The organism is Microcoleus sp. PH2017_34_RAT_O_A (genome assembly GCF_020737885.1).
Taxonomy (GTDB): domain Bacteria; phylum Cyanobacteriota; class Cyanobacteriia; order Cyanobacteriales; family Microcoleaceae; genus Microcoleus.
The window spans coordinates 1-16044 of sequence record NZ_JAEQDD010000117.1; the positions used below are offsets into that span (position 1 = coordinate 1).

13 protein-coding genes, 1 tRNA gene and 1 pseudogene are annotated in these 16044 nt (G+C 44.8%); 6 read left to right on the forward strand and 9 right to left on the reverse strand.

The window, feature by feature from the left end; translation table 11 throughout:
* Positions 1 to 163 (forward strand): annotated as a pseudogene (locus tag JGK11_RS28635) (photosystem II q(b) protein); the annotation flags it as partial.
* A gap of 92 nt (positions 164 to 255) precedes the next feature.
* Here the strand turns inward: JGK11_RS28635 and msrA are convergent.
* Both msrA and JGK11_RS28645 read right to left on the reverse strand, forming a co-directional pair.
* A complete protein-coding gene (msrA, locus tag JGK11_RS28640) occupies positions 256 to 729 on the reverse strand; it encodes a peptide-methionine (S)-S-oxide reductase MsrA (protein WP_293186763.1) in 474 nt (157 codons plus the stop codon).
* Between the two features lie 240 nt (positions 730 to 969).
* Complete coding sequence (locus tag JGK11_RS28645) at positions 970 to 1932, reverse strand: DNA polymerase III subunit delta' (RefSeq protein ID WP_293213840.1); 963 nt, start codon at positions 1930 to 1932, stop codon at positions 970 to 972.
* A gap of 319 nt (positions 1933 to 2251) precedes the next feature.
* Here JGK11_RS28645 and JGK11_RS28650 point away from each other — a divergent pair, with 319 nt between their 5' ends.
* On the forward strand, positions 2252 to 2527 hold the full coding sequence (locus JGK11_RS28650; protein WP_293196763.1) for a LapA family protein: 276 nt from the start codon (positions 2252 to 2254) through the stop codon (positions 2525 to 2527).
* Between the two features lies 1 nt (position 2528).
* Here JGK11_RS28650 and JGK11_RS28655 read toward each other — a convergent pair whose 3' ends face one another.
* The 3 genes from JGK11_RS28655 to JGK11_RS28665 all read right to left on the reverse strand — a co-directional run bounded on the left by JGK11_RS28655 (position 2529) and on the right by JGK11_RS28665 (position 5964).
* Positions 2529 to 3521: a hypothetical protein gene (locus tag JGK11_RS28655; protein ID WP_293189267.1), complete on the reverse strand. Its 993-nt coding sequence runs from the start codon at positions 3519 to 3521 to the stop codon at positions 2529 to 2531.
* A 155-nt stretch (positions 3522 to 3676) separates the two neighbouring features.
* Positions 3677 to 4738: a hypothetical protein gene (locus tag JGK11_RS28660; protein WP_293189102.1), complete on the reverse strand. Its 1062-nt coding sequence runs from the start codon at positions 4736 to 4738 to the stop codon at positions 3677 to 3679.
* 551 nt (positions 4739 to 5289) lie between these two features.
* Positions 5290 to 5964 (reverse strand): Npun_F0813 family protein, encoded by a 675-nt coding sequence (locus tag JGK11_RS28665; RefSeq protein ID WP_293189104.1) that lies wholly within the window; start codon positions 5962 to 5964, stop codon positions 5290 to 5292.
* 757 nt (positions 5965 to 6721) lie between these two features.
* On the opposite strand from JGK11_RS28665, the gene JGK11_RS28670 reads away from it, so the two are divergent.
* The 4 genes from JGK11_RS28670 (at position 6722) to JGK11_RS28685 (ending at position 11456) form a co-directional block, all read left to right on the forward strand.
* A tRNA-Arg gene (locus JGK11_RS28670) sits at positions 6722 to 6795 on the forward strand.
* 595 nt (positions 6796 to 7390) lie between these two features.
* The gene (locus JGK11_RS28675) at positions 7391 to 8917 is read left to right on the forward strand and encodes a site-2 protease family protein (protein WP_293189269.1); all 1527 of its coding nucleotides are present in this window, start codon (positions 7391 to 7393) and stop codon (positions 8915 to 8917) included.
* Between the two features lie 138 nt (positions 8918 to 9055).
* Positions 9056 to 10009: a PIN domain-containing protein gene (locus JGK11_RS28680; protein WP_293186757.1), complete on the forward strand. Its 954-nt coding sequence runs from the start codon at positions 9056 to 9058 to the stop codon at positions 10007 to 10009.
* Positions 10010 to 10811: 802 nt separating this feature from the next.
* On the forward strand, positions 10812 to 11456 hold the full coding sequence (locus JGK11_RS28685) for a hypothetical protein (RefSeq protein ID WP_293189106.1): 645 nt from the start codon (positions 10812 to 10814) through the stop codon (positions 11454 to 11456).
* 78 nt (positions 11457 to 11534) lie between these two features.
* On the opposite strand, the gene JGK11_RS28690 is transcribed toward JGK11_RS28685, so the two are convergent.
* Genes JGK11_RS28690 through JGK11_RS28705 form a run of 4 tightly spaced genes read right to left on the reverse strand, consistent with a single transcriptional unit; the run spans position 11535 to position 15997 of the window.
* Positions 11535 to 12917: a hypothetical protein gene (locus JGK11_RS28690; RefSeq protein ID WP_293213842.1), complete on the reverse strand. Its 1383-nt coding sequence runs from the start codon at positions 12915 to 12917 to the stop codon at positions 11535 to 11537.
* On the reverse strand, positions 12910 to 13377 hold the full coding sequence (locus JGK11_RS28695) for a hypothetical protein (RefSeq protein ID WP_293176748.1): 468 nt from the start codon (positions 13375 to 13377) through the stop codon (positions 12910 to 12912). Before JGK11_RS28695 ends, JGK11_RS28690 begins: the two co-directional genes overlap by 8 nt.
* Positions 13374 to 14969, reverse strand: a complete 1596-nt coding sequence (locus JGK11_RS28700; RefSeq protein ID WP_293213845.1) for a CHAT domain-containing protein — start codon at positions 14967 to 14969, stop codon at positions 13374 to 13376. The genes JGK11_RS28695 and JGK11_RS28700 overlap by 4 nt, the downstream gene beginning before the upstream one ends.
* Before the next feature lie 17 nt (positions 14970 to 14986).
* Complete coding sequence (locus JGK11_RS28705) at positions 14987 to 15997, reverse strand: tetratricopeptide repeat protein (protein ID WP_293213847.1); 1011 nt, start codon at positions 15995 to 15997, stop codon at positions 14987 to 14989.
* Between the last annotated feature and the right edge of the window lie 47 nt (positions 15998 to 16044).

Genomic DNA, 16044 nt, shown 5'->3' on the forward strand with positions numbered 1-16044 from the left:
CGACTCACAAGGTCGCGTCATCAACACCTGGGCTGATGTCATCAACCGCGCTAACTTGGGTATGGAAGTAATGCACGAGCGCAATGCTCACAACTTCCCGCTCGACTTGGCTGCTGGTGAAACAACTCCCGTGGCTTTGGTTGCTCCTTCCATCAACGGTTAATTTTTAACTCTTGATTGACAAAAAGCGCTCCTAGAAATAGGGGCGCTTTTTGTTTGGGAAAATATATTTTTATCAGGTTTGTAGTGAGGACTTTAGTCCTTTGATGCGGAGGGCTGCCGCTTCTTCTCAATATACTGCTGGTGGTAATCCTCGGCCATATAAAATTCACCAGCGGGTTTGATTTCGGTGGCAATATCTTTGTCGTATTTACCGGAAATTTGCAATTTTTGTTTGGATGCGCGGGCGGCTTTTTCTTGTTCCGAATTGTGATAAAAAATGACTGACCTGTACTGTTCGCCTCTGTCGGGGCCTTGGCGATTGATTTGGGTTGGATCGTGACAGTTCCAGAATATATCTAGCAGTGTTTCGTAACTGATTTGCGATCGATCGTACTCCAAGAGCACTGCTTCAGCGTGACCGGTAACTCGGGCGCAAACGTCGAGGTAGCAGGGATTCGGCCAGTGACCTCCTGTGTAGCCCGCAGCAGTCGAGATGACACCCGCAACGGCGCGAAACTTGTGTTCGACTCCCCAAAAACAACCGGCGGCAAATGTGGCTTTTTCCATTGTGTTAAGAAGAAGGAAGAGTTGACAGTTGACAGTTGACAGTTGACAGTTGATAGAAGGAAGAATAGAAATGGAAGTCGGAAGAAGGAAGAACAGAAATAGAAGTCGGAGGACGGCTTTAGTTATCGTCCCGAGAGAAGTGATAAGACATATACAGCAAGCTTTTTAGCGATCGATATTTTATTTTTAATTAGGTGAATTTATTTAATTATTGTATTGGGCTCAAACTTGGCACTCTTATTATGGTTGACAGATTCCCATTAGTGTGCATTCCCAGACTAATCGCGGCTGTACGTAGTTTAGCAAATATTGTCGGGCTTTTTCTAAGGGTTCTAAGGGCGATCGGCTAATTCGGCCTGCCAAAAATTGCTGCCAGTAACAATGCTGTAAATAATCAATTAACCACAACTGAGATTCAGTATCTAAAGTTTTATCAATTTCCTTAGCCAATTCCAAAGCTGAGCGCAAATTTTGAGGCAACTGCTTGACTTTTTGCAGCAAATCCTCGGGTATTGATTGCAGTTGTTGCCAAATAGCAATTGCTTCTCCAGGACTTCCCTGCGCCATCCCGATTACCTCGGGATGGGATAAAATCTCGGCAAATCCCCCTTGCTGCAAAACTTGTCTCATTGCTTCGGGATTCAGCCGCGAAAACTGGATTTTTTGACAGCGGGAAATCAAAGTGGGTAGCAAAGCTTCCACAGTCGGAGCAATTAAAATTAGCGCTGCTTTTCCCGGTTCTTCCAAGGTCTTTAACAAGCCGTTGGCTGCTCCTTCACCCATTGTTTCTGCTTGTTCTAAAACTACGACTGAACGCCCAGCTTCTAGTGGTGGCCTGCTCAGAAATTCGCCGATTTCGCGAATTTGTTCTAGGCGAATTTGGGGCGGTGCTTTTCGCTTTAATCCTGCTTCCTCTGCTTCTTTTGCGGAAAGCCGTTTGCCTTGGTTCATGTAGGTTGGTTCTACCCAGAGTAAGTCTGGATGATTTCGCTGTCGGACGCGATTTTGCACGGATTCTCTCGATCGCCTTTCGGGAAGATTTACTGAGAATAAAAGCTCGATGAAACACTGTGCTGCTAAGCTTTTGCCGGTGCCGTTGGAGCCGACAAATAGATAGCCGGGAGCAATTCGGTTGCGCTCGACTGCTTGGCTTAGCAATTCTACTGCTCGATTTTGTCCGATCACTGATGTGAAATAGTCCATGTTTTAAAAGTTATAAATACAGCGTATTTCAGGTTTGTGAGGTACATTTATAAGTTAAATTGCCAACATGAAGGTAACATTAACATCATTCAATTTACTTGAGATAGCAGCCAATTATATACTTGCAATATAGTTGGAGTTGTAATTTTTTTTATATTGAATCTAACAAAAAATATAATTCTCCGGTATCTACTTGACTTTGCCCCTAATCTTATTGTATATTATTTAACAATGGGAGGTTTGCCAAAATCATATTTTGATATAAATTTAAATTATTAAGCAGTAATATCAGTTAAAGTGTTAGGTTGTCTGCCAGTTTATGAAAATAATTCCTCTGCTCGCCATAAGTTTTTTAGTAGCAATTTTAGCAAGCGCGATCGGCATAATCTCAGTCCAGAACGCCGCGCCAGTAGCCTTAAGCTTTATCTTGTTTAAATCCATACAGATTCCTGTAGGATTAGTATTGGCCATGAGCATTAGTGCGGGACTGATAGGCGGTGCAGTGCTACAACCGCTTTGGAACCTTTCAGATTCCCAAGACTCGCGTCCTAGATTTAAAGCAAATCCCGAAGACTCGGACACCGCAGAATATTAAGTTAATTTTTCACACCTTCGATGGAATAAACCTGACCTTCAATCAGCAGCCGAGTAATTCCTTTGGCTAGCAAGTAAGGCGCGGCTTTTTGCAACAGCCTGCCGTCGGGAATCTTGAAAACTCTTTGATTGCGAGTAGAAAATCGGCGCGCCACTCGGTGATTATCAAAAACTGGTAGGGTTTTCTCGCGAATTTCGGCCGCCGGAATTTGACCGAGTTCGCCAAATGCTTTCAGAGGTCTGGTGATTAACTCTGCCGCCCGATCGACTACTAAATAGCAAATTTTGGGCACAGATGCTTCGCTTAAAGGCAAAACTTGAATCGGGCCAGCCCGAAGTTCTATCGACTCCCCGGACATCGAACCCAGCAGACTCGCTTCAAACAGAGAATCTTCATCCTCTAAATCTTCGTCGAAGTCGTCATCTAAATCCTCCTCATCCTCATCCTCATCCTCCTCCTCATCCTCATCTTCGTCGAAATCGCTAAAATCTTCACCACCAAGCATTGCCTGTAGTTCCCCAGTCACAACAGCACGGTGGCTGGGTTCGGCAAGATTGCCGACGGGGGCATCTGGTAAATCAGAAACCTCGAAATCCGACTGTAAAGTTCCTGGAATTTCGATTTCTGGTACAGGTTGGGTGGCTGATACAGAACGCTTTCGGATCGTCGGCCTCGAATTTGGGGCTGACTGCGTGACGGGGAGTGACTCAGACAGGGGAGTATCTCCAGGGGCGATGGAGTTCTTAGCCGGCGATTCAGCAGCCGTTTCTGTTGGTTGAGAAAGGCTGCTGGTGCTACGATCGGACGAACGCTTTTGTTTTTGCTGGACTAGAAATGCGTATTCTAACTCGGACAAAGCCCCCTGAAGGATGCGCCTTACAGTCGAACTACTCACTCCGTAGCGCTTGGCCAGAGTGATAGTATTCTCGTCCGACTGTCGGTACAGCCTGAGGAGTTCCCGTTTGTCTGAATCGGAGAGTTTTGTGGGCGTCATGCCAAGTTTTCCACCAAAAAGACGTGAAAAGACGTAGGAAGTGCGATCGGCAAAGTATGATTTTTTATTTTCGATTTGAAGTTGACAGATGCAGGGAAGGGCAAAAAAGCTTTCACGTTCCCCTCCCTTGCCGAAGCAACCCCAATCTCAAATCGCTACGCGGAGCGACGAGTCCGCCTGCTTTGACGAGAACGGGTGGAGATGTCATGTTCCAAAACAGCTCCTATTCCGAACAGGATGCCACTGAAAACAAAAAAGACTTCCAGTAAACTGCCGCTTTGATAACTACCCTCAGCCTGAGTATCGCGCCATTTGAAGTACATATCTGCGATGTAAAGCGAAAAAGTTGCAGCCGCAATCATTCTCCAAGATTGGGAAAAACGTCCTCCCCAAAACGCCAGCAGCAGCGCAGTAGCAATAATCAGCAGAAAAACGTCCCCGACGATGTAAAACAAATTGATTGCATAGGCGTAAGGTGATAGTTGCTTGTCAAGTGCCATCACCCATTCGGGAGCTTTAGTTGCTTCTGCTGATTCTTCCGATGCCGATTTAGCAGCCGCTGCTGCCGTTCCTTTTGCTTTTGACTGGGCAGAATTGTCCAAAGCAGGGGCTTTTCCTTTGGCAGCCGTTGAGTCAGGTGCAGATCCTGTAACTACTTCCTGGGGAGCAGCCGGAGCCATTCCTAGCTGTTGTCTCCAAGAGTCGGGCGCAGCAACCCAGATAGCTACAGCAATCCCAAAGGCTGCTATTGCCGCTAACAAACCCCATTGCCAAAATTCTAGATTCAGTCGCTTGGAAGTCACAGCTAGAACCATGCCTCCGATCAGTACCACATAGCTGCCCAGATAAAACGCATCTGCTGGGGACACATCTGGGTCTAACTCGAAATAGAGTTCCCAAATCCCGAACAGCACGCCGGCGATAAAATAGAAGAGCATCCCCAAACCAATTCCCAGCCAGACGTTACGCCCGCTTGCCATGTGGGGGCTTTTCCAGTTTCTCAAACAGACTAAAGACGCTCCAAGGTATGCCCCGCATTCAAAAACATAAGTGCCGATCGAGTACCAAGGCGGTAAACCATCTTCTTGTGAAAGAGGGACGCTGAACAGCAAAAAGAACAGCAGCGCCATGACAGCCCAGACAATGCCCACAATCACGAGGGTCTGAGCTGATAGTAAAGAGGTAGATGTAGATGACTTTTCTGAAGTGCTACTCATAGGGATTTCACGATACCTAACTAGCGGTTGAACGCACCCCATCTCAATCTTTGATTGTAGATGAGGATTCTTTCGCCAAAGAACCTTGATCTGACGCTCCGGGAAAAACTGCCGTCCTCAGCGTGTTGTCGGGATTTTTGCCCTCGTACACTCTCGGAAGACTAAGCAAGAATACTATCTATTTACTAATTCAAAGAATTAGTTCTTAGTCGATGTTTTTCCCGGGAACAGATGATAGAAATACGGTCTGCGCCTTCACCATTAAGGGTTTTACCGTAGCCTATTAAACTCGGAAATTATATCCTCAAATGTTGTTTTCTCTGTTTTTGGCTTTCACACTCCCCCACTCATATCAATGATTCTGGGTGGGAACTGCGATCGGATTTTAGTTAAATTGCCAGACTGTAGCTGGCCTCTTAACTGATTTAACAATTATGTCGATCGATCGATACAAGTTGGCAATCCAACCTGTATCTCCCTTGCCCCCGACAGTGAAATTATCTCAGCTCGATTATCTGGGCCCAATTGTCAGAGCAATTGTCAAAGATTTTCTATGCTGCGATCCACAACTTGTTGAGGGCTGATTGTTTCAGCCAATCGAGAAACTGAGTGCGATCCTGTGCTGGCATATCTTGCAGCACATCGCTCACTCCCTCAGCGAAGTCGGTATTGCCAAAATATGATTTGCCCAAACGGTGAAGTTCTTGCAATAAGGTTTTGAGATGTTGCTCTTGCCAAGGGGGCACCTTATGATTTTGCAAGGGACTAACGGTCAGCCAATTTTTGATCGCATCAGCGGAGTCTGCCTGGGGGAAGTTTCCTTGCTGAAATACCTTGGTGATATCTTTCTGAAACGATGTGGCTTGCCTTGCGCCTAAGAGGTCTTCTACGTCAAAGTAAACAGCTTGGAGGAGTAGCAGACAACCCTGCGCGAATAGCGGTGCTTTAGCGGATTCTGTACCTGCCGGTTCTTCACCGGCAAGCTGATCTAGACGGACTTTTCCCCAGACGCTGTATCTATCCGGCTCTTCTAGCAGAACACAGGCTTTGCCTCGGTTGTCGGTTAAATCCCGCCACAAGGCTCTGGCGTCTTCTGCTTGCTTGCCGTTGAAGGCGCTAATGAGACGAAAAGTCTGCCCCTGATAATTGAGAATGGGAATTTGTTGATCCCGTTTTGGGTGTTGAAAATTGGATATTTCAACATCCTGCCGTTTCAGAATAAACATGACACTGCGATTTGACTCCTGTCATGGCCGAGGTGCTGTGCTTTTGAAGATCTCCAGGCTTTTAGGCTCGGAGATGCTTGATTCAACGATTTCACTTTAATTAGCAGGATTCCCCTCCTCAAGCGTTCCGATACTTTTTTGCTAACAAATGCTAACAAGTATCTAAGCTGAGATTGTCTCTCAACCATGGCATATGAACTAATGCACGAAGGAAATTCCCCCGCGCACAACTTACGACTGCTGTACTGGCAACGCTTGATTTTTGAGCTCGTGCCGATCGGGCGATTGACTATTTTGCTTTGATGCCGTAGAGGAAGCTTATATATAGGCTTCCTGCCATCAGGGATTTTCACCTGAGTCTTTCAATCCTAGTTCTACCACATTTTTCTCAAATATCAAGTCGAGCAGAATGTTGGCAAACATCATCAAAGATCGGCAAGTTAGTCACGATTGCCTCAACTCATGCCTAAAATCAGAGGAGGATTTCTGGTTTTTCGATCTTGTGGCCTACGTTTGAGGCTTTGTCACTATCGAATTTTAACAATTGTGTTGTTTGCAGGTGAGTCCCTCCAGCTTTTGTGAATTGCTATCCTGGACGCAAGGGCACTCTCATCACTAGCGTGTTCGCTCCCGATCGCGCCGCGCTCCACATCGTAGTTTTTTAGATAGAACCGGTTTCTGTCTAAGTTAAAAAATATTTACTTGCTCGATCGCACACTCCACCGATACAATGATACTGTTAAAGACTTTTTGAGTTGGGTGCGTAACTCAGTTGGATAGAGTAGCTGCCTTCTAAGCAGCGAGCCGCAGGTTCAAGTCCTGCCGTACCCGTTAACCAAACCTATACATGACAATAGTTTCAGACGTTTTCCCCAAAGCTGACAGACTACCTGAAACCTTGTTTGTTTCGCAGTTGTTGCGGATTCGGGCATCCAAAACACCATGAAATTCGTCCTGAAGCCCGACCTGCCAAATTTGGCAAATCTTCCGGCTTCCGCGCGATCGACACTCCTACGCCTCTTCCTCTTATGTTTGACAAGCGAATTTCTGCATGTTCCGCCACGTGATTTATCGGTGGAATCAATCCCAAATCGAAAATCTCAAATCCTCTCTTCCCCCGAATTTATCCGTGGGGTCGCCTCTAAAATCTAAAATTTAAAATCTACAATCTAAAATCGATTGACACACCGGATGTGTTATCATAAAAAGTCTTTTGTGTCAATAGCCGATCGCCCAAAAGTTAAAACAGCAGCAGGCGATTGTGGGTCGAGAAGCCCTCAGGAGTTATCCTTAGTGATCGGGCTATTTTTGGACAGGTTTGGATATGTTAAGAGCAATTTTATTTCATATACCCCAAAATTTAATGCTATTACTAGACCGCAGCGCGATCGACCAGTTACAGCCGATATTGGCGCAAGCAACCGGAATGCCGATCGTGGCATCGGAAAATACCGCCACAATTGCACTGGTATTGGTTGCTGTGGGAATTCTGGGTTGGGGATTTTATCGCGCCAGACCTTTTGGCAAACTGGGAATGTTAGCTTGGTTGCAGTCAGTGGTGCTGATGAGTCCGTGGCTGCTGTTCTTTGGTTTGTTCGGTGCCGGGATTTACCTAAATCTAGTGGCGGTATTGTTGCTGCTGGTGACATCCACGGGATTGTACATTTATCTGGGCAGGCAATTGCGGAAGGCAGCAGCCGATGCAGTGATCGACTCGCGCCCCGATCCGGCCCAGATCGAGTCCCAAAGCGATGGAAACTCCCCTGCAAACGAACAACGGGTACCAGCAAAAGAAATTATTAAGATCGTCACATCGCCTGCAACTAATGAATTAGAAATAATTCCCGTTCCAGTTGAAGACCTCAAGGCAATTCAAGGCATCTTTGGCATCGATACTTTCTTTGCTATAGAAACGATTCCCTATCAAGATGGGGTAATCTTGAAAGGCAATCTCCGGGGAGACCCAGAACAAGTACACTCGCGTTTGACGGCAAGTTTGCAAGAAAGATTGAACGATCGCTACCGCCTGTTTTTAGTAGAAAATCAGGACGAGAAGCCGGTAGTTATTATCTTGCCCAGCACAAACGACCCGCAGCCCACTACCCTATCTCAAAAAATCCTCGCAGTCGTACTGCTACTAGCAACAATTGCTACCAGTTTGGAAACAGCCGGTTTGCTGCTGAGTTTCGATTTCTTTAACTCGCCTGGTAGATATCCAGAAGTGCTGCCAATTGCGGCGGGAATTTGGGCGGTTTTAGGTTCAGGCGAAATTGCTCGCCGAGTGCTGGCAAATCAGTACAAGGTTGGCTTGAGTTGGCCGTTTTTTATACCAACTTTTCAGATAGGTTCTTTTGGGGCGATCGAGCGTTTTGAGTCGCTGCTTCCCAACCGTAAAGTTTTGTTTGACATTGCTTTTGCTGGGTCAGCCGCTGGGGGAATAATTTCTCTGCTCATGCTGGTAACGGGTTTGCTGCTTTCTCACCCCGGCAGTTTGTTTCAAATTCCCGCAGAGTATTTCAAGGGCTCGGTTTTGGTGGGAACTTTGGCAAAAGTGGTTTTGGGTGCGGCGTTGCAGCAACAGATTGTTGACGTTCACCCGCTGGTAGTTATTGGTTGGTTGGGCTTGGTAATCACGGCGATTAATTTGATGCCTGCGGGACAGTTGGACGGAGGTAGAATTGTGCAAGCAATCTACGGCCGGAAAATTGCCAGTCGCGCTACTTTGGCGACGTTTGTGGTGCTGGCGATCGCTTCTTTAGTTAATCCTTTGGCTTTGTATTGGGCGATCGTGATTCTGATTTTACAGCGGAATCTGGAGCGGCCGAGCCTTAACGAGCTGACTGAACCTGACGACGCTCGCGCAGCTTTGGGTTTGTTGGCTTTGTTCTTAATGATTTCTGTACTTTTGCCCTTGACTCCCGCTTTAGCTGGGCGTTTAGGAATTGGCAACTAATCATCTGACCATTGGTGGGCTGGGTGCGCTTGGGCGCACCCCAGATATTTATGAATTAACCCAATAGAAAAGCTCGGAATTTGTTTAAACTTAATTTAGCAAGTAAAAATCACGGATATGAGCATCTAGGCTAAAGTTATGGCTAATCAACTTCCTCCTGTATTGGTAACTTTTGATGCGGATGTTTTGATGGCTGGCAGAACCCAAGTTTGGCAAGAATATGCCAAGGTGGGAAGTTGCTATCTCCCGGAAGTAGTGTATGACGAAATAGATTATCTGACAGGGAAAGCGGTAGAAAAAGCTCAAGAGCAAGTGGCCAGAGAGTTTATGCGCTTTTTTGCAGATAGTGGCTGGATTGTGACTGATGCTCAAGAAACGCATCGGGGCCTAGAACCCTCGATGAAAAATCAAAGCGCACAAGCAATGCTAGTAGTAGCTACAGCTCAGTGCGTTTACGGTCTGGCTCAGGAACATCCCGACGCACTGGTGGTGTTTGTGTCCAACAGTCAGCCTCTGCTGAAGCGGATAGCTTCTGTGGGGGCTGCGAATCTTTGCGGCATTACTGCGGCGATGCTGTTAAATTGGGCGAGGAAAGCGGAACGCCCGCCGGCTGCGACTCAGCAATTGCAAAGTTTGATGCGAACTTTAGCCGATCGCCAATCAACTCAGCGCTCTAACAGTAGAATACAGAATGCTGGTGTTGGCAAAACCGGGACATCTGTTAGCAAGTTCACGATGCGTGGCGCTTCTGATTTGGACTCGCCCAGTAGTTCTACTAAAACTAATCAAACGGGTTTGAGTGGGAGCCCCCGTAAGAGTTCGCGCACCAATGCCAAAAAGCCGGTGCCCAGTCGCGAGGAACGGAAAGATTACGAGCCGGCTGTATATCGGATCAAACACATTACGCCTCCGAAAAAAAGGGATGGCGGTTTTCTGTCTGGTGCGTTCAATTTTTTGGGAGCGTTATTTTTCTTGACGGTAGCGGTGGGTATTTTGTGGCGAGTGTTGGATGCTCGGGGTTTTAGAAAGACTTTTGTACCGGCTCTACCGCAGCCTGTGCAACAATTTGTCAAGTCGATCGACCCTAAATGATATATCGGTCTGAAAATTCCGCTTTCTAGCTTCAATAAGGACTATCACCATCGACAGCAAGTAGCAAAAGTCTGTGATAGCCTTAATCTGTAATTGCCAGCCCGGTTAATTGGTAACTATTCACAGATTGAGAACACATCAAAATAAGCGAGAAAGCATTAGCGGAATTAGATTTTACATCTTTGGGCGATCGCAAATTTTTTCCTTCTCCTGTCTAATTTATTAATTTTTATCATTTATAAGGTTTGATCGTTCGGACTTCAGTCCGCATCAAAAATCAAAGGACTGAAGTCCCATGGCAAACGCATCTAATACCAATTTAAAAAATCCTTGCTGCAACACTCTTAGTTGACTTTGTTTACTCAAGTATTGTCGCGCTTTGTGTCGCTGTCAGATTTTCTGTATTTTTTTTGTACGATCGATGAATCCACACCCTACCAATATTGTTGCATTAATTTTTCAAATTGGCATGAATTCTGTAAGCATTACCTAGCAAGGGTTTCAGCATTTGGGAACACAAATGCACAATAGCCCAAACCTTTGTCTAGCAAGCATCCTAAAAATAAGATGCGTTTGTTCTGAGAAGTCCGAACCCTCAAACCTATTTTATAGGGGTTGTTCGAGCAATAATCCGGACAGTTTTTTTGGGGTGGTGGCTGAAACTGGCATTCTACCGTTAAGATTTCAGCGTCTGAAGAAGCTGAAACCCTTATTATACCGTTCGCGATAAAAAAATGTCCGGACTATTGTTCAAGCCGACATAATATTAATTAAGATTTCACTATTTGCGCCGAATTTAAAAATGCTGAACTGGAACGAAATAATTAGTGGATTAGCCTTAGCTATTGCGGGTTTTATTTATGCTGTATTCTTTTTTGTAGTTCTTCCCTTCAGACAGTACGATTATGCGGCACCGATTTGGGCGATAGGAATTGCGATCGGCCTTACAGTAGGAATGAATTGGCTACTATCTGAATCCTTGCTGAGTGGGTGGATTTGGGTAGCTGCATTATTTGGTTTTCAGATACCCCTGATGCTTTTTTGTAGCGAGTTTCTGGGAGATGGACTCTTGCTGCCGAGTCTGTTATTTTTCGGAACAATGGTAGTAGGAGTTACGAGCGTTTATACCAATTTTTCACAACCAAAAACACTGTTGATTGTGAGTTTCTGTACAGTATTTTTCCTAACTTTAATGTACATATCTTTCATTGGTGGCTATGTGCTCAGAGGCAAAAATCCGTTTCATGGTTCTTCAAAGCAAATGCTGCCGCTGTTGAATCAGAAGGTAGAAATTCACACTGACGATCCCAAACAATTGCAATTCAATGGTAAAACAGGCGAACTCACTCAGATCGATCGCTATGAAGTGACAGTCAGGCTAGATGATGATAAAGTATTCTGGCCTTATGTCCAACTTTGGTGGGAAGATGTCAAGCCTGCTAACTAACAGAAATCCTCAGAGTTATCAACCCTCAATAACTTTCTCCCCTTGTCTTCTCTGTGCGCCCTCAGCCCCATCTGCGGTTTATTTCGAGCCCCGAATTCTGTCAAGCAATTTTAATAAACCCGCACTGACTAAGCCTCCTGCAATTCCCAAAAGCAGACTCAACACGAGAACTTGACTGGCCGACATCGGATTTTCCGGGCTAGCGGGGCTTTTGATTTGGCTGGCGTAGATGCTGGCGGCGACTCCGCTGGTGCCAATTCCCACGCCCACTGTACCAATGGTAAAGTTTAAAGTGCGATCGCTCTTAGCCCTCTCAATCTCGATAATCCCCTCTACAGTCTCGATCGCATTTTCCAACAACCGCAAACCCGCACTCAAACTTCTATTATCCGCTTTAACTTGGGTGACATACTTTTCCTCAGCAAAATCGCTGAAACTTGCCATAAATTTTAACTCATTTTTGTCATTTCCCATTCTTTCCGCTATAGTTTCTAGCCGTTTATTATAGTTGTTCAGATTAGTTTTAATTGTATTTTCTTGTTCTTCCAATCGACTAATATAATTAGCATAAATCGAAAAAATTGTCAAGCAATAGACCAAATTTTGCTGCAATTGTTTCAAGTCAACTTTAGCAGCATTGACTTGTTCTGGCAGTAGGCTGACAATTTCTTGAATCTTCCGCGAAGCATCCTTGAGATTCGACTTAAGTTGGCGGCTTTGTTGATAAGCCCAAATCACTTTATTGCGGTATCCAAATAATCGGAGGAACTGCGGATAAAGTTTAGTCATTTTTTGGCGAGTAGTGGGAATTGATGCCTCGCCACTGTTAGAAAACAAGCAAATTAACACATGATAATTTTGGCTGATATTGCCTCTATCTCCCGGAGGTAGCCACAATTCATAAAAATTTGCCCCTAAAAATTGCCCTGATGCTTTTAAATCCCGATCCCATTTAGCATTCGGGACTAACTCAAGTTTGTTGTAGCAATTTTTGGCAGTTTTTAAAGCATCTTGCCCGCTAGTCAATTCACCCCAAACTAGCCAACTTTGACCGATAGTAGCAGGTTGATTGAAGCGCGAGATGATTGTAGATTTCAGCCATTCTAAACAATCGATTTCTTTGGGTGCAAATTTCTTATCGCTGTCGGGTTCTATTTTGCCGGATAAGTCAAACTGCACCGCATAAGTATCGCCGAATTTGACAGGATAAGCATAGCCATCGAGGGGAGATTCAAATGCTACTACTTTTTGGTTGCCGAGTAAATCGATGTAATCACCGATTTCGGTTTCAGCTTGTTCGATTTGTGTTTGCTGTGGCTGCGAGAGTTTATCGCCATAGATTTTTTGCCAAAACTGCTGGCGGTTTTGGCTGATTTTGTCTTCACTTTGTCCGATACCGTCGGCTAAATCGTAGACAAACAAATCGACGGTAGGGTAAATCAGCCAATTTTCGTTAGTCATGGGTGAAACTGTCTGCTATTGACGATAAAATTGTATCGCGACTTGCTTGCACTGAATCCCCAGCTTGCAAGATTTTTCCCAGAATTTTTTTTAACCCTCGCGGCTTAACTTTGGTATCGATTTCATTGATGATTTTTGGTAAATTTGTTAAATCGCTGATATCGCTGGCTGCGTTACTAATTTCGGGGTTAGTAGTGTTTTCTTTTTCAGATTCACTATCCGGCAAAACATCTAATCCTTTGCTACGTTCATTGCTATGATACATCAACCAATTATGAGTTTCTTCATAAGCAGCTAGCAGAGGGGGATGCAATTCGGCAAGTCTTTCGATATCGATAATTGTGAAAGCTTCATCAATTTTATTAAACTCTAATTGAACTGGTGCGGGTAGCGGTTCTGTTTGTTGGAGTACCGCGCCAATGAAAGCTGTAAAAATATCGTCATTATTATTTTTCATCATAATCCCGTTAGAGTGAAGGCTGCCCAGTAATACGGATGTTGATAAGGTTGGTCTGATTCCATTTTAGCCAAGTTTTGCTGATTGCTTTTAAAGAATCGGCGCAGGCTAACTTCAGCTACAGAAAGTTCGCTGCTGTTTTCGGAAATCTTGTCAATTTCCCGCTGATACCAAGCGGCTAAATCTTCGCGGGTGGCTGATTGCAGCCATTTTTGAGAATTTGCTAAGGCGACGGGTAGCGAATCGCCCTCTTCTCGCCACCGTCGGTAAAAGTCTATCATTAATAACGTACTCGCCCCGGATTGGACTGGCCACAGGGTACTGACGACAAAGCCAACTCCCGCCCGCATAAAACCGCTAGTCAATCCTACATATTCGGCGAGAATTGTTTGCTTGTCTGTGACTGCGGTTTCGCAGGCGGAAAGGCAGATTAATTTGTAGTTACTGAGGTTGAGTTGGATGATTTCTTTGACTGTTAATCGGTGAGTATCGCTTAAGTATAAAGTTGATTGTTGAGGATTGTCAAAATCATAGCTACCGTGTCCGGTAAAGTGAAAAATGTTGTGGGGCTGTGGCAATAATTTAGTGACTTCATCGAGGGTAGCTGCATTTTCTCCCCGTCGGGTAGAGTTGGCAAACATTCGGCAAATAATTTCGGATTCTATCTCGGCGGCTGGTAAAGGAAGCAATTCTTTTCGTTTGCCGTTTTCATCAATGATTATACTGTTGGGATTTTCGATACTGAGGATAGAATTCACTTCCCCTTCTTCAACCCGCGGAGGCGGGTTTTGTCTGTGTAGCCGCGAATTCCATTCGCCGACTGTATTTGGTGTATTTGCTGTATTTGCCGCAGTTGGAGGATTCAACCGATGTTTCAAATTCAACCCAAATTGAGCGCTAGGCAAATAACTAACCACAAAATCCCCACTAAACAAAGCATGAATCGGGAAGCGGTGCAAGTCCCGATGGGGAATCAAAATTAACTCAGTAATCCCCTCTAATTGCTGTTCGATCGCATCAATTTTTAGGATTGCATTGAGTCGTGCAAATTTACTTGCCATTTCCGCACGCCAAGGATGATTTACTTGACTTGTTTTCTCCTTAGATTGATAATCGGTGTATTGTTGATTCCACTCCTTCACCCATTTTTCAAATTCATCTGGAAAATCGCTGAAACAGGTTTCGGGAGACAACAAGCCATCGGATTTAATGATGAATGTTGTCAGGGATGCGTCGCTGAGATGCCAGTAAATCGCGGCTGTTGTGGGATTGATCAGTTGCTGAATTTGGGCGTGAGTGACTGTCTCTGCTGTTTGGTAATCGGGAATTGGCAAGGCATTCAGCAGCCAAGATAAGCAGACATTTTTATCGGTTTCTGCTGTGGCTAAGGCTTCGGCATATTTCCCGGATTGGATGAAGATATTTACGGTTGATTGTTCAAAGCTAACTAATTTGTCGGTGAGTTGCTGTTGGGTGAGTTGGGAATAGTTTTGCTGTTTCAGCAGACGCTGCAATAAATCGGTTGCATCTCGCTGTAGTTTATTGGCTTGTTCGGTTTTTTTGGAAGCAAGTAATTTTTTGATTAAATCCTGCAAAAGCTCAAGATGCAGTTTCAGGAAACGAAATATTCATTGGAGTTGGAAGAATTAACTTTTCCTTCATCGTAATGAGCATTTCCTAGTGCTTGATGCAATAATCCATATCCTTCAGGGTGGGTGTTCTTTTTGCAATACTCTAAGCCTACTTTTAATGTTAATACTCGCCCTTCATAGCCACGCTGTTTCAGCTTGTGAGTTAAGATAGTTCTTATTACTGGTGGAGAATTAGGGAATCGTCCCTGTAATATTTCATAATCGGCCTGGTTGTGTCTAGGTGCATTTTTGACTGAATTGCCCCGATTAATCCAGGCTCCATGATCTTCTGGTTTGATTTCTAAGGCTTTGTCGAAGGAGGCGATCGCTTCTTCAAATCTTCCTAACTTACCCAGGGCAACGCCCCGATTTTTCCAGGCTCCATGATCTTCTGGTTTTAATTTTAAGGCTTTATCATAGGAGACGATCGCCTCTTCTAATCTTCCTAAATCACCCAATGTAATTCCTCGACCATACCAGGCTTGGTCTAAATCTGGTTGCAGTTCTAAGGCTTTTTCGCAAGAGGCGAGCGCTTCTTCTAATTTATCTAACTTATACAGTGCAACGCCCCGATTGATCCAGGCATCGTGATAATCGGGTTTTAATTCTAAGGCTTTGTCATAGGATGCGAGCGCTGCTTCAAACCAGCCTAAATTATGTAGTGCAAAGCCCTTATTGTACCAAGCATCGTGATAATCGGGTTTTAATGTTAAGGCGTGGTCATAGGATGCGAGCGCTGCTTCAAACCAGCCTAAATTATGCAGTGCAAGGCCCCGAGTGAACCAGGCTTCTTGATAATCTGGTTTTAATTTTAAGGCTTGGTCGTAGGAGGTTATCGCATCTTCTAGTCTTCCTATATTACGGAGTGCAATGCCCCGATTTTTCCAGGCTTCGTGTTTATCAGGTTTGATTTCTAAAGCTTTGTCGTAGGAGGAGATCGCAGGGCGAACGCATCTAAACTTTATATTAACAGAATATGGTATATTGGACAAGAATTATTGAGTAACTACAAAACATTTAATTAGGGTTCACCTGTATG